Origin of the sequence: Streptomyces xylophagus (assembly GCF_000716435.1) — a bacterium.
GTDB classification, from domain to species: domain Bacteria; phylum Actinomycetota; class Actinomycetes; order Streptomycetales; family Streptomycetaceae; genus Streptomyces; species Streptomyces xylophagus.
The window spans coordinates 375099-389130 of the sequence record NZ_JNWO01000008.1 but is presented as its reverse complement, the minus strand read 5'-3'; the positions used below and the strand labels follow the sequence as shown (position 1 = coordinate 389130).

Annotated in this window: 13 protein-coding genes; 4 read left to right on the top strand and 9 right to left on the bottom strand. The window is 69.4% G+C overall.

The window, feature by feature from the left end:
• Positions 1-66 precede the first annotated feature (66 nt).
• From OO70_RS21795 to OO70_RS21785, 3 genes are all read right to left on the bottom strand, one after another.
• Entirely contained in the window at positions 67-1116 is a 1050-nt protein-coding gene (locus tag OO70_RS21795) for a Zn-dependent alcohol dehydrogenase (RefSeq protein ID WP_043673808.1), read from the bottom strand.
• On the bottom strand, positions 1116-2270 hold the full coding sequence (locus tag OO70_RS21790; protein WP_043673807.1) for an acyl-CoA dehydrogenase family protein: 1155 nt from the start codon (positions 2268-2270) through the stop codon (positions 1116-1118). Before OO70_RS21790 ends, OO70_RS21795 begins: the two co-directional genes overlap by 1 nt.
• Before the next feature lie 109 nt (positions 2271-2379).
• Entirely contained in the window at positions 2380-3291 is a 912-nt protein-coding gene (locus tag OO70_RS21785) for an SDR family oxidoreductase (RefSeq protein ID WP_043673806.1), read from the bottom strand.
• Positions 3292-3386: 95 nt separating this feature from the next.
• Here OO70_RS21785 and OO70_RS21780 point away from each other — a divergent pair, with 95 nt between their 5' ends.
• Positions 3387-4322, top strand: a complete 936-nt coding sequence (locus OO70_RS21780) for a cyclase family protein (RefSeq protein WP_043673805.1) — start codon at positions 3387-3389, stop codon at positions 4320-4322.
• Between the two features lie 338 nt (positions 4323-4660).
• Here the strand turns inward: OO70_RS21780 and OO70_RS21775 are convergent, their stop codons facing one another.
• The 4 genes from OO70_RS21775 to OO70_RS21760 form a co-directional block, all read right to left on the bottom strand.
• Positions 4661-5137: an ATP-binding protein gene (locus tag OO70_RS21775; protein ID WP_043673802.1), complete on the bottom strand. Its 477-nt coding sequence runs from the start codon at positions 5135-5137 to the stop codon at positions 4661-4663.
• 521 nt (positions 5138-5658) lie between these two features.
• Positions 5659-6576, bottom strand: a complete 918-nt coding sequence (locus OO70_RS21770; protein WP_043673799.1) for an acyl-CoA dehydrogenase — start codon at positions 6574-6576, stop codon at positions 5659-5661.
• 3 nt (positions 6577-6579) lie between these two features.
• Positions 6580-7713, bottom strand: coding sequence for an acyl-CoA dehydrogenase family protein (locus OO70_RS21765; protein ID WP_043673796.1), 1134 nt, complete (start codon positions 7711-7713; stop codon positions 6580-6582).
• Positions 7713-8909, bottom strand: a complete 1197-nt coding sequence (locus tag OO70_RS21760) for an amidohydrolase family protein (RefSeq protein ID WP_043673793.1) — start codon at positions 8907-8909, stop codon at positions 7713-7715. The genes OO70_RS21765 and OO70_RS21760 overlap by 1 nt, the downstream gene beginning before the upstream one ends.
• 86 nt (positions 8910-8995) lie before the next feature.
• Between OO70_RS21760 and OO70_RS21755 the strand changes: the two genes are divergently transcribed.
• Entirely contained in the window at positions 8996-10537 is a 1542-nt protein-coding gene (locus OO70_RS21755; protein ID WP_043673789.1) for a class I adenylate-forming enzyme family protein, read from the top strand.
• Here the strand turns inward: OO70_RS21755 and OO70_RS21750 are convergent.
• Together OO70_RS21750 and OO70_RS21745 are read right to left on the bottom strand one after the other, a co-directional pair.
• On the bottom strand, positions 10521-11033 hold the full coding sequence (locus OO70_RS21750; protein WP_043673786.1) for an EF-hand domain-containing protein: 513 nt from the start codon (positions 11031-11033) through the stop codon (positions 10521-10523). The genes OO70_RS21755 and OO70_RS21750 overlap by 17 nt on opposite strands.
• 162 nt (positions 11034-11195) lie before the next feature.
• Positions 11196-11585: an STAS domain-containing protein gene (locus OO70_RS21745; RefSeq protein WP_043673783.1), complete on the bottom strand. Its 390-nt coding sequence runs from the start codon at positions 11583-11585 to the stop codon at positions 11196-11198.
• Between the two features lie 321 nt (positions 11586-11906).
• Here OO70_RS21745 and OO70_RS21740 point away from each other — a divergent pair, with 321 nt between their 5' ends.
• Together OO70_RS21740 and OO70_RS21735 are read left to right on the top strand one after the other, a co-directional pair.
• Complete coding sequence (locus tag OO70_RS21740; RefSeq protein ID WP_043673780.1) at positions 11907-12479, top strand: sigma-70 family RNA polymerase sigma factor; 573 nt, start codon at positions 11907-11909, stop codon at positions 12477-12479.
• Between the two features lie 230 nt (positions 12480-12709).
• Positions 12710-13963 carry a zf-HC2 domain-containing protein gene (locus OO70_RS21735; protein ID WP_078651504.1) on the top strand — a complete coding sequence of 418 codons (1254 nt, stop codon included), beginning with the start codon at positions 12710-12712 and terminating at the stop codon, positions 13961-13963.
• The last annotated feature ends 69 nt before the right edge of the window (positions 13964-14032 follow it).

The following is a 14032-nucleotide window of genomic DNA, read 5'->3' as shown; positions in this document are numbered from 1 at the left end:
CCCACGGATTATCCGCGCCTGTGGACAACTCCCGGCATGCCACCGTCAAAGCAGCCCGTACATCGGTCAGAACGTCAGAACCCCCCGCGCGACCCGCCCCGCCTCCAGGTCCCCCACCGCCTTCTCGAAGTCCTCCACCGGATACGTCCTGGTGACCAACTCGTCGAGCAGCAGCTGCCCTTGGCGGTAGAGCTGGGTGTACAGCGGGATGTCCCGCTGGGGTCGGGACGATCCGTACCGGCAGCCGAGGATCGACTTGTCCAGGAACATCGACGAGACGAGGAAGGACGCCTCCGCCGTCGCCGGTGCCGTGCCGAGCAGGATCGCCTGGCCGTGACGGTCGAGGAGGTCGACGGCCTGCCGGACCAGTTCGACCCGCCCGACGCACTCGAAGGCGTGGTCCGCCCCCGTGGGCAGCAGGTCCCGCACCCCTTCCGTGGACTTCAGGAAGTCGGTCGCGCCGAACTTCCGCGCCGCCTCCTCCTTCGCCGGGTTCGCGTCGACCGCGACGATCCGCGACGCCCCCGCGATCCGCGCCCCTTGAATCACATTGAGCCCGATCCCCCCGGTCCCGATCACCACCACACTGTCCCCACGATCGACCCGAGCCCGATTCAGCACAGCCCCGACCCCCGTCAGCACCCCGCACCCGATGAGCGCGGCGGACGGCATCGGAATGTCCTTCGGAATCCGCACGGCCTGCACGGCCTTGACCACGGTCCGCTCGGCGAAGGCCGAGTTGGAGGCGAACTGGTAGACCGGCTGCCCGCCCCGCGTGAACGGCTTCCCCGGCCGCCCGATGGCCTGCCGGCACATGGTCGGCCGCCCCCGGTCGCACTCGGCGCAGGTCCCGCAGTTGGCGAGCGTGGAAAGGGCGACATGATCCCCGGCCGACACATGGGTGACGCCCACACCCACGGCCTCCACCACCCCCGCACCCTCATGCCCCAACACCACAGGAACGGGAAAAGGTATGGTCCCGTCCACCACAGACAGATCGCTGTGACACAACCCGGCCGCCGAAATAGCGACCAGCACTTCCCCCGCCCCCGGCTCCCGCACCTCCAGATCGTCCACGACCTGGACCTGCTTGCCGTCGAAGACCACACCGCGCATCAGACGACCCCCTTGGGTTCCCTGGGCAGACCGAGCACCCGCTCGGCGATGATCGTGCGCTGAACCTGGTCCGAGCCGCCGTAGATCGTGTCGGCCCGCGAAAAGAGGAACAGGTGCTGGAGCAGGTCGAGTTCGTACGACGCGGTCGGCGACCAGTCCGCCGGCCCCACCGTCGCGGCAGCCCCCCGCACCGACATCGCCAACTCCCCGAGCCGCTGATGCCATCCGCCCCACAACAGCTTGGCCACACTGGGAGCCCCGGCGTCCCCGGCCCGCCCGAGCGTCCGCAGGGCGTTCCACCGCATGGCCCGCAACTCGGCCCACTGCCGCACGAGTCGATCACGCAACACGGGATCGAGCACGGCCCCGGAGGCGACGGCCGCCTCCACCACCCGCCCCAACTCACCGGCGAACCCGATCTGTTGGGCAAGGGTGGACACCCCCCGCTCGAACCCGAGCAGGCTCATGGCAACCCCCCAGCCCCCACCCTCACCCCCCACAAGATGCTCGCGACGCGCTCGCGCCCCATCAAAGAACACCTCGTTGAACTCACTCGTCCCGGTCAACTGCCGTATGGGCCGCACCTCGACACGCCCCGGCTGATCCATCGGCACCAGCAGAAAACTCAACCCCCGATGCCGCCGCGACCCCACCTCGGTCCGCGCCAACACAAAACACCAGTCGGCCTCATGAGCAAGCGAGGTCCAGATCTTCTGCCCACTGATCCGATACCCCCCGTCCCCCGCATCCCACACAGCAGCGGTCCGCACCCCCGCAAGATCCGACCCGGCCCCCGGCTCGCTGTACCCCTGACACCAGAGTTCGTCCCCGGCAGCAATAGCGGGCAGGAAGCGAGCCTTCTGCTCATCGGTGCCGTGCGCGATGAGGGTGGGCGCGAGCAGATTCTCCCCGATGTGCCCGGACCGCGGCGGTGCCGAAGACCGCGCGTACTCCTCGGCCCAGGCGACCTGTTGGGTGAGAGTGCCGGTCCGATTCCCATAACCCGGCTCCGGCCAACCGAGCCCTATCCACCCGGCTTTACCGAGCACCCGTTCCCAACTACGCCGATCCTGCCCGGACTCGGCATGATCCGACAGCCAGGCCCGCACATCCGCCCGAAACACTTCATCCTCGGCAGCGAATCCAAAATCCACAGGGGGTTCCCTTCCAACACCGGCCAGGTCGACTAACCCAGGGGCGCGGGGAACTGCGCGACCAGCCACAACGCACCCGCACACGCCACACAACCGCACCCCCACCCCACTAGGCGTTAGGCCGCTCCCCACCCCGCGCAGCCCTCTCCATCTCCTGCAACCGAGAAAGCATCGGCATCGGATCCACCCCCACCGACCCCGGCAAAAACTCCGCGATCTTTTCAGCCGTCCAACCGCCGGAGGCATACGCCGCCCGCAACTCCCGAGGCTGAGCCCACACCGCAATCTTCGGCCCGGCAACGGTATAAACCTGCCCGGTAACCCCCTGCTCCCGAGCGGAGTCCGACAACAGATAAACAACCAGCGCCGCAACATCCTCCGGAGACCCGATCTCCGCCAACTCCATGGGAACGTTCGCCGACATCCGCGTACGAGCAACAGGAGCCACCGCATTGGCGGTAACCCCATACTTGTTCAAGCCCAACGCAGCGCTCCGCACCAGCGAGATAATCCCGCCCTTCGCCGCACTGTAATTGGCCTGAGAAACCGACCCTTGATGATTCCCACTGGTGAACCCGATCAACGTCCCGCCCCGCTGCTTCCGCATCACCGCAGAAGCCGCCCGGAAAACGGTGAACGTCCCCTTCAAATGGGTGGCGAGAACGGGATCCCACTCCTCCTCGGACATATTGAAGAGCATCCGCTCCCGAAGAATCCCGGCAACGCAGACAACCCCATCGAGCCGCCCGTACGAAGACAGCGCCACATCAACAACCCGCTGCCCACCAGCCATGGTTGAGATGTCATCGGCAACGGCAGCGGCCTCCCCGCCCGCCGCCAAGATCTCCTTGACCACACCCTCGGCGATCTCACTCGTAGGCGACGCCCCGTCCATCGAGACGCCGTAGTCGTTGACGACGACCCGCGCCCCCTCGGCCGCCGCCCCGAGCGCGACCGCACGCCCGATGCCCCGGCCCGCCCCCGTGACAGCGATGACCTTGCCTGCCAAGAAGTTCCCCATGTCCGGCCCCTCCCGCAGTTTCTGACGGTCCGTTAGATTCGACTCAGATTCTACGACCCGTCAGATGCCTGGAGACAAGCCCCGGGGAGGCCCCGATGTCACAGCCGACACTTGGTCCGGAGTTCCACGACATCGCCAAGCGCGTGAACAACTGGGGCCGTTGGGGGTCGGACGACGAGATCGGCACGCTGAACCTGATCACAGACGACGTGATCCGCGAGGCAGCCACCGAGATCCGGACCGGCCGCCGTATCCCCCTCGCTCTCCCCCTCCAACACGACGGCGTACAGACGGGGTTGATGCCCGGCCGGGTCAACCCCCTGCACGCGATGGTGCAGATCAACCAGGAAATCTTCGGCCCGGGAACGGTGGCGTGCAGCGACGACGCCGTGACCATGGGCCTGCAGGCCGGCACCCACTGGGACGCGCTGACCCATGTCTCGCACTCCGGGAAGCTCTACAACGGCCGCCCGGCAGGGACCGTAACCCCGCACGGCGGGGCCGAGTTCAGCGGCATCGACAAGGCGCGGCACATCGTCTCGCGCGGGGTGCTGCTGGACGTGGCACGCGCGCGCGGCGTCGACCGGCTCGAAGGCGGCCACGCGGTCACGCCGGAGGACCTGGAGGCGGCCGAGCAACTCACGGGCACCCAGGTCCGATCGGGAGACATCGTGCTCGTACGGACCGGCCAGATCCAGGTGTACCTGTCCGGCGACAAGCACGGGTACGGCTACCCGTCCCCCGGTCTCTCGGTCCGTACGCCGGAGTGGTTCCACGCGCGCGATGTCGCCGCGGTCGCCAATGACACGCTGACCTTTGAGATATTTCCGCCGGAGATCGAGAACCTGTGGCTGCCGGTGCACGCCCTCGATCTGGTCGAGATGGGGATGCTGCAGGGCCAGAACTGGAATCTCGAAGAGTTGTCCACAGCCTGTGGACAAGAGAACCGCTACGCGTTCTTCCTGTCGGCGATGCCCGAACCTTTCGTGGGCGCGACGGGAACCCCGGTGGCCCCGATCGCCATCCTCTAGAGCAGTCCGGTTTTGACGAGGGCCGGACTTACGGTCGGATGGCGGCCCGCTGCTGCCCGCCCCGAGCACGGCACCGCGTGCCGCCATCCGACTCCGGCGCCCCGTCCTGGCCCCCGGCCCCGAGGGGGCCCACGCCGAACACGACCCACACTCGCCGAGGGCCCCCGTCACCGAAGCCCTCGTCGTCCCCTCGCGGCGAATCGCTGCCCACAAGCGTGACCAAGCGGTCACGTCGCGTCAACGCCCGTCCGGGGATTTATTCCGTAAGCCCCATTTGTTACAGGGCGCGCACGGAAGCACAGCCCGGCGCATCTCCGCCCGGCACTTGCACAGGGCACCTACACCGCTTCGTACGCGAAGCCCTCGAACTCGAACCCCTCGTACGCCGTGACGCCGCCCCCGAACGCGGCCGCGGCCTCCCGGGGTTCACTGTTCCGGTCGATCTCGCACCAGATGCGCTTGCCGGTACCCTCGGCGCTCCAGCCCCAGCGGTCGGCGAGGCCGTCCACCAGGGCCAGGCCGCGCCCACCGGTCTCGTCGCCCTCCGCGCAGCGCGGCACGGGGGCCTGACAGCTGGTGTCGGCCACCTCGAGGCGCACGGTCGCCGACTCGGTCACCACACCCGGCAGGGAGAGCCGCAGCACGGCCGGACAGCCGGTGTGCACCACGGCGTTGGTGACGAGTTCGGAGACGAGGAGGATCAGCGTCTCGGCGAGCGGCTCGTCGGCTTCTATCCCGGAGCCCGCGAGCCGCGAGCGCGCCCACCGTCGGGCCCGCCCCACCTCCGCGGGGTCGGGCCGGATCTCCAGCTGCATTTGAAGCACCTGCACCGCTCACACCATCCGAACCGGCGGACACATAGCCTCGCGCCTCACGAGGGCCACGATCGTAGCCATTTCCTGCATGGCCAGAACAATGGCCAGGGCAAGGGTCAGAGCAAGGGTCACGGAACGTGAATCCCTTGCGAGACAGCATGGTTGACGTTCAGTCACCCCAACAAGCGCTTCGGGCATATTCCAGCGCGAAGGAGTACGTGTGCGGGATACTGTGCGACGCTCGCCGCGGGAAGTCGAACAGGCAGGGGTGAAAGCCCGTTCTGCCGTACGAGCGGCGGAGCGCGCCACCCGATCCGGGGCCGCCTCACAGGCAACACCGGCATGGCTCGTACCTTGAACCACTCGCATCCCACACAAGGTACCGGAGCCCACAGCCGACTCCGGGCCGTGACGAGTCACGCATAGGACACAACCCGATATCAACGCTCCGTGATTCCGATATGCCACGATCCACGACACCGTTGTCGAGCCCACGCCGGTCGCCGCAGCCCAGCGCCCCGTCACGCCGCACCGGCCACCAGATCCGCGGCGAGCACATCCTCACTCTCCGTACCGCCCCCACCACGCCGAGCACGCACCCACGCCCGTTTCAGATGCAGATGGACCTCGGACTCCCAGGTGAAGCCCATCCCGCCATGCACCTGCAGACAGTCCCGGGCCCCACGCACGGCCGCCTCGTCGGCCAGCAGCCGGGCCGCCGCGATGTCCACCGGATCACAGGTCACGGCAGCCGCGTACACGGCGGCCCGCGCCACCTCGACCCGCACCAAGGCCTGCGCACACAGATGCTTCACGGCCTGAAAAGCCCCGATCGGCTGCCCGAACTGCTCCCGAGTCCGGGCGTGTTGCACCGCCAGCCCACACACACGCGCGGCCGTCCCGAGCTGCTCGGCAGCGGTAAGCAGAACAGCGACAGGCTCGGTCCGCGCCGGAGCCGGCACCCGATGCAACGGCGTCAACGGATCCACCGACCGCAGCGCTACGGCCCCCTCGGCCCCCGGCAACACGACATCGGCCTCGTCCAGCCACTCCACGAGGCTCCCGTCGGCAGCGGCGACCACCGTCTCCCCGGTGGCGGCCCCTGGAACCACCCCGGCAGCAAGATGCGTGGCGACCAACGGCCCAGGCACCAGCGCCGCCCCCACTTCCTCAAACACCAACACGGCTTCGGGCAACCCGAGTCCAGCACCGCCGTCGACTTCGGCCAACCGCAAGGAGAACACCCCAAGCTCTCCGAGGGCCCGCCAGAAATCCCGGTCCAGCCGAGGAGCGCCCTGAAGGGGCGCGGGGCTGTGTACATCAGCGGCTCCGCCGCGGGGCGCGACCAGCCACGACGAACCCGCACCCGACCACCGACCGACCACATCCCGCACAGCAGCCTGCAAAGCCCTCTGCTCCCCGGTCAGTTGAAACCGCACCGCTCACCGCCCCTTCGGCAACCCAAGAATCCGCTCAGCCACGATGTTCTGCTGAATCTGCGAGGTCCCCGCAGCGATGGTGTACGACAGCGACGACAGCCGGTCCAACACCCACGGCCGTTCCAGATCAAGGGAGTTCGGGCCAAGAACATCCGCCGCCGCGTCATACAGCTCCTGACGGGCGTGCGAGTAGCGGAGTTTGAAGACCGACCCGCCCACACCCGGAACGCCGCCGGAGGCCTCCGCCTCGCTCACATTCCACTGCGTAAGCCGCCACAACGCCCGGAACTCCGCGTTCAACCGCCCCAGCCGCCGCCGAAGCACGGAATCGTCCCAACTCCCGTTCCGCCGCGCCTCCAGGGCCAGTTCACCCAACACCCGCCGACAGGCGACGACCTCCCCCACAAAGGCCGTCCCGCGCTCGAAGGACAGCGTCACCATCGTCACGCGCCACCCGTCGTTCTCGTCCCCCACCCGGTTGCCGACAGGCACCCGCACCTCATCGAGGAACACCTCGGCGAACTCGGCGGACCCGGCAAGCGTCCGCAACGGCCGTACGGTGATCCCCGGCGCGTCCATCGGCATCGCGAGCCAGCTGATCCCCCGGTGCTTGGGCGCCGACGCATCCGTCCGGACCAACAACTCGCACCAGTCGGCGACTTCGGCGTGCGAGGTCCAGATCTTGGAACCGGTCACCACGTAGTCGTCGCCGTCCCGCCACGCGCGCGTGCGCAACGCCGCGAGGTCGGACCCGGCGTCCGGTTCGCTGAACCCCTGGCACCACACCTCGTCGCCGCGCAGCACCGGCGGCAGCCAGCGCTCCCGCTGCTCGGGCGTCCCCTCGGCGGCGATCGTCGGCCCGGCGTGCAACAGCCCGACGAAATTGGCCCCTACGTAGGGCGCGCCGGCCTTCTCGGTCTCCTCGAGGAAGATCAGCCGGGTGGTCGGGGAGGCGTCCCAGTGCACGTCGGCGTACCCGGCGTCGTAGAGCATCCGCTGCCAGCCGAGGTCGTAGACGCGCCGGGCGGGCCAGTCGTCCGGAGACGGCTTCGAAGGCAGGGTGGGAAGCACCTTGGCCAGCCACTCCCGCAATCGGGCCCGGTACTCGTCCTCCTCGGGCGTGTACGAGAGGTCCATTACTTGTCGAGGTCCAGGCCCAGCATGCGGATCGCGTTGCCCCGCATCAGCTTGTAGACCGTCTCGTCGTCGAGGCCCTTCACATGGTCGAGGGCGACCTCCTTGGTGTGCGGGAAGGTCGAGTCGACGTGCGGGTAGTCGGTCTCGAAGGTGGCGTTGTCCCGCCCCACCACGTCCAGCGAAGCGACCCCGTGCTTGTCGCGGAAGAAGCAGCAGAACATCTGGCGGTAGTAGTACGTGGAGGGCGGGTCCGGGATGAGGTCCCGCACGCCACCCCACGCGCGGTGCTCCTCCCAGACGTCGTCGGCGCGTTCCAGGGCGTACGGGATCCAGCCCATCTGCCCTTCGGAGTAGGCGAGTTTGAGGGTCGGGAACTTCACCAGGACCCCGCTGAAGAGGAAGTCCATCATCGAGGCCATCGCGTTGTTGAAGGAGAGCGAGGCCTGTACGGCGGGGGGCGCGTCCGGGGAGGCGGCGGGCATCTGGGAGCTGCTGCCGATGTGCATGTTGACGACCGTGCCGGTCTCCTGGCAGACGGCGAAGAACGGGTCCCAGTAACCGGAGTGGATCGACGGCAGCCCAAGGTAAGTGGGGATCTCGGAGAACGTCACCGCCCGCACCCCACGTGCCGCGTTGCGCCGGATCTCCTCGACCGCCAACTCCACGTCCCACAAAGGGATCAGGCACAGCGGGATGAGGCGGCCGCCGCTGTCGCCGCACCACTCCTCGACCATCCAGTCGTTGTAGGCGCGGACGCAGGCGAGCGCGACCTCCTTGTCGTGGGCCTCGGCGAAGGTCTGTCCGCAGAAGCGTGGGAAGGTCGGGAAGCAGAGCGAGCCCTCGACATGGTTGAGGTCCATGTCCGCGAGCCGCGCCTTGGGGTCCCAACAACCCCTGCGCATCTGCTCGCGGGTGATGCCCTCCAGGGTCATCTCGTCGCGGTCGAAGCCCACGGCGGCGATGTTGCGCTTGTACGGGAACTTGAGGTCCTCGTAGATCCACCAGTCGGTGGGCGGCCCGTCCGGGTCCATCGTGATCTGGTACTTGCCCGCCACGTAGGCGAGTTCGCCGATGCCGGCGGTGAGCGGCTGGGGGCCGCGGTCCCGGTACTTCTTCGGCAGCCAGGTCTCGAAGAGGTGCGCGGGTTCGATCACGTGGTCGTCGACGCTGATGATGCGGGGCAGTTCGGTGGCCATGGGTTCCCCTCCGGCGGGACGGTACTTATCTGATGACCCGTCAGATAGCATGTCACCTGACGAGTCGTCAGCCAAGGAGGGGGACCATGAACGAGACGCCGCACTCCCTGAGTTCCTCCCGCACCCTGTGGGAACTGGTCGTCCGCCGCGCCGACTTGACCCCCGACCGCCCGGTTCTCCTCCAGGACGACCGCGCCCTGAGCTTCGGCGAGTTGCGCGACCGGGCGGAGCGAGTGGCGGCCGGCCTGTACGGCATGGGCGTACGGCCCGGCACGGTCGTCGCCTGGCAGCTGCCCACCCGTATCGAGACGGCCCTGCTCTCCTTCGCGCTGGCCCGCCTGGGCGCCGTACAGACGCCGGTGATCCCCTTCTACCGCGACCGCGAAGTCGGCTTCGCGCTACGGGAGTCGAAGGCGGAGTACTTCGCGGTCCCCGGCACCTGGCGCGGCTTCGACCACACGGCGATGGCACGGCGGCTCGGCGCGCGGGGGGTCTTCGAGGCGTACGACGACGCCCAACTCCCGGACGGAGAGCCGGACATACTCCCTCCTCCGCCGGCCGACGGCACCTCCGTCCGCTGGATCTACTGGACCTCCGGCACCACCTCCGACCCCAAGGGCGTGCTGCACACGGACCGTTCACTGATCGCGGGCGGCTCGTGCCTCGCGCACGCGCTGCGGCTGACGGCGGACGACGTGGGCTCGATGGCCTTCCCGTACGCGCACATCGCGGGGCCCGACTACACGGTGATGCTGCTGCTGTACGGCTTCCCGGCGGTGATGTTCGAGCAGTTCGCGCTCCCGGACGCGCTGGAGGGCTATCGCAAGCACGGGGTGACGGTGGCCGGCGGCTCAACTGCCTTCTATTCCATGTTCCTTGCGGAGCAACGCAAGCAGCCGGGGACCAAGGTGATCCCCTCGCTACGGCTGCTCGCGGGCGGCGGGGCGCCCAAGCCGCCGGAGGTCTACCACTCCGTCGTACGGGAGATGGGGGTCCAACTCACCCACGGATACGGCATGACCGAGGTGCCGATGATCACCATGGGGGACCCGGAGGACACGACCGAGAATCTCGCCACGACCGAGGGTCGGCCGCCCGAGGGGATGGAGATACGGATCGCCGAGGGCGGGGAGGTGCGGCTGCGCGGGGAGGCCGTGTGTCAGGGGTACTTGGACCCGGCGCAGACGGCCGAGGCCTTCGACGCGGACGGGTTTCTGCGCACCGGGGACCTGGGGACGGTGACCGACAGCGGGCATCTCATCCTCACCGGGCGGCTGAAGGACGTGATCATCCGCAAGGGCGAGAACATCTCCGCGAAGGAGATCGAGGATCTGCTGGCCGCGCATCCGGACGTCGGTGACGTGGCCGTCGTAGGGCTGCCGGACGTGGAGCGTGGGGAGCGGGTGTGCGCGGTGGTCGAGCAGCCGCCGGGGGCGGGCGAGTTGACCCTGTCCGCCGTGACGGACTATCTGCGCGCGGAAGGGCTGTCCGTGCACAAGCTGCCGGAGCAGCTGGAGATCGTGGACGCCCTTCCGCGCAACGAGACGCTGCGCAAAGTGCTCAAGTACAAGCTGCGGGAGCGCTATTCGGACCCCAGGACGGATCCCGGGGCTATTCCGGGACGGTGAAGTAGCGGGCGAAGGAGGAGATGATCTCCGCCTCGCCGACCTTGCCGTCGCTGTCCGTGTCGAGGGCGTCGGCGGCCATGGCGGCGATGTCGTCGGGGACACCGAGGGCCTTGAGGACGCGCACGGTGTCCGCGATGGTGGCCGAGCCGTCGCCGTCCGGGTCCGCGACGTCGAGGGCCGCGTGCAGGAAGGGGCGGCCGATCTCGGCGAAACGCTCCGGGTTGTCGCGCAGGCGCTTGACCGCGCCGCCCACGAACTCCTCGCGGCTGACGCGCTGGTCGCCGTCCCGGTCGGCGATGCCTGCCATGCCCTGCCAGAACGCCTCGGCGCCGATGTACAGGGCCTGGCCCTTGTCGGAGCGGGCCGCCGTACCGAACTCCGCGAGCAGCGCCTTGGCCGCCGAGCTGAAGTCCTCCCGGTCGATGAAGCCGTTGCCGTCCTGGTCGAAGGTGGCGAACCGGGCGGCGATCCGTCGCTCGTACTCGGTGCTGACCATGTCTTTCGGGCCGCCTTACTCATGTGGGGTGCGCTTGGCTGGAGCGTACGACGCCGGGGCGGGTCCGGGAGCGGAAAACGTCGCTTGTACCAAGACCGGGGAAATTCCGAAACAACGGCGTCACGCGGGAAACCCACGGCGTCGCGCCGGAAACCCGCAGCGTCACGCCGAGAGGGGGTCCGCCTCTTCCTCGGGCGCCTCTTCTGTGGCCGCCATCACATCGGGATAGACGTCGAAGAGGCGGCGCACACCGAGGGCGCCGAGGACCCGGTTGACGTGCGAGCCGTCGACCGCGCCCTGCGCGGGCAGGATGAGGCGCAGGTGTCCCTGGCAGGACCGGATCAGCCGGCGGGCCGCGATGAGCACGCCGACGCCGCTGGAGTCGCAGAACAGCACCTCGGAGAGGTCCACGACCAGGCTGTGGTGACCGTCGGCCACCACGTCGTGCACGCGCTGGCGCAGCACCGGCGAGGTCACCAGGTCCAGTTCGCCGGACACGAGGAGCACGGACCAGCCGCCGCGCTCACCGTCGTTCACTTTGAAGGCCACCATCGCGCCTCTCGCTAGCCGGAACTCCCGGAAACCGTCCGGAAACGGAAGCCGTACCTACGCTTCCTTGCAGCGCGGCTGCCCAGCGGCCGTTCCCTGAAACACGGGGGCAGAAACGGAAAACGATCGGAAGAGGCTTGTTTTGGTCGCCTTCGATCCTGTTCGATCGGGTGTGGGCAGGGTAGGCGCAGATCCGTTACCACCTGCGCCCCTCCGGGGGCGTGCAATTGCAGAATGGGGGGTGCGCTGTCAGACGTGCCCACTACATTCGAAGAGACGGTGAGCGCACGCTTGACTCGGGCACAGGCACGGTGAGGGGGCCGCATGGCGACGAAGGACGCACCGCCCCGTTGGGACCGCAAGATGCAGCAGCGGCTCGCCCGCGGCGAGGCGGCGGCCCTCGGTGAGCTGTACGACCGCTTCGGCTCCCTCGTGCACTCCCTCGCCCACCGCGTCCTCGGCGACGAGACCGCCGCCGACGGCATCACCCGCGAGGTCTTCGCCCACGTCTGGGAACACCCCGACACGTACGACCCCAAGCAGGGCCCCCTTCGTTCCTGGGTGGCCGCGCTGACGCACCGCCTCGCCGTGCAGCGGCTGCGCGCCACCGAGACCGCCGCGCTCGCGCAGGGCGGCCAGGGCACCACCGAGGAGCTGGAGCGCAAGGTCCGCCGCGCCTCCGTCGCCGCCCGCGCCGACTACATCGTCACGTCCATGCCCGCCCCGCTGCGGGCCGCCCTGGAGCTGGCCTACTTCCAGCGCCGTGACTACCGTCAGACCGCCGTCGACCTCGGCGTCACCGAGGACGAGGCCCGCCGCCGCCTCCGCCTCGGCCTCCAACTCCTGTCCACCGCCCACGACGCCGGCGCACCGCCGGGAGCGGGGGGTGGGGCGTGACCGACGCACAGCGCGACGGCTCCGAGGAGTACGAGGGGTACGGCGAAGGGGCCGAGGAAGGGGCAGCGGTCGTGCCGGTGCAGGGCGGGCCGGGGAGCGGGGGTCCTCCAGGTGAGCCGGGTGGCTCCGAGGACGGCGGCTCCGCGCATGGTGGTTCCGGAAACGACCACCGGGTGAACTATGGCTCCGGGAACGGCGGTTCGGTGAACGACGGCGGCGACGGCGACGGCATGCAGGGTGGGCCGGGCGGTCCCGGTGGCGGTCCCGGTGGCGGTTCCGCGAGCAGCGGTTCCGTGGGCGGTGACGGTGAGCCGCCGCGCATCCCGATGCCCCGCGCCTCCGTGGAGGACACCGGGCGCCCGCTGCCCGAACTCGACGCGTCCGAGTCCCGGCCCGTGCCGCTGGTCCTGGAGCACCGGGTGCTGAAGGCGCTGCTCGGCGCGTGGGCGCTGGCCGCGTGCTCGGCGGAGGAGACGGAAGCCGTCGAGGAGCACCTCGGCGAGTGCGGCGCCTGCGCGGACGAGGCGCTGCGGCTGCGCGGTGCCGTAGGACTGCTGCACCCCGTCGAGCCCCTCGACCTCGACCCCGGTCTGCGCACCCGCGTCCTCACCGGCTCCTTCGACCGCCGGCCGCCGCGCATACCGGTGCCGGAGTGGGCGACGCCGTACGACGCGGAGACCGCGCGTCTTGACGCCCTGCTCCAGGACATAGGCGACGCCGAGTGGCACGCGCCCGTACGGCTGCGCTGGTTCGACGGCGAGGGCCCGACGAGCCGCCGTACGACCGTCGCCGGGGTCATCGCGCATCTGCTGACCGTCGACGGCCTGGTCGCGGCGGCGCTGGGCCTCGACGACCCGCTGGCCGGGGAGGTGGACAAACCCGCGACGCCGGCCTCGCGCACCGAGGCGTACTGGCGGGCGTCGTACTTCCCGCCGACCCGCTCCATCCGCGCGCCCTGGCGCGAGCAGAGCCACGACATCGTCCGCACGGTGTCGTTCACCGGCGGCACCACCGGCAGACTCGCCGTCTCCTACGGCGACTTCGAGCTGCCGTTGCACGATGCGATGCTCGACCGGGCCTTCGAGTGCTGGGTGCACGCGGAGGACATCGCGGACGCGGTGGACTATCCGTACGAGCCGCCGTCCCCGCGCTACCTGAACCGGATGATCGACCTCGCGGCGCGCACGCTTCCCGCGGTGCTGGCCGAGCGGCGGCGACACGGGTTGGCTTCGCCGGGCGGGGGGCGGAGTCTGCGGCTGGAGATCGAGGGGCACGGTGGGGGTGAGTGGCTGATCCCTCTCGACTCGCTCGGGGCGGTGGGTTCCGCGGAGCGTGAGGTGGCCCATATCGCGCTGGACGGGGTCGAGTTCTGCCACCTGGCTGCGGAGCATGTGTCACCGGAGGACGCGGCTGCGGGGCAACTCGGTGACCGGGGGGCGATCAGGGATGTGCTGTTCGCTACCGCGTCGTTGAGCCGGATGTAGGGGTGAGTTCCGGTTTCGTCGGCGGCTGCGGGTGAGTGGGGGCCGTTCGCGCAGTTCCTCGCGCCCCTT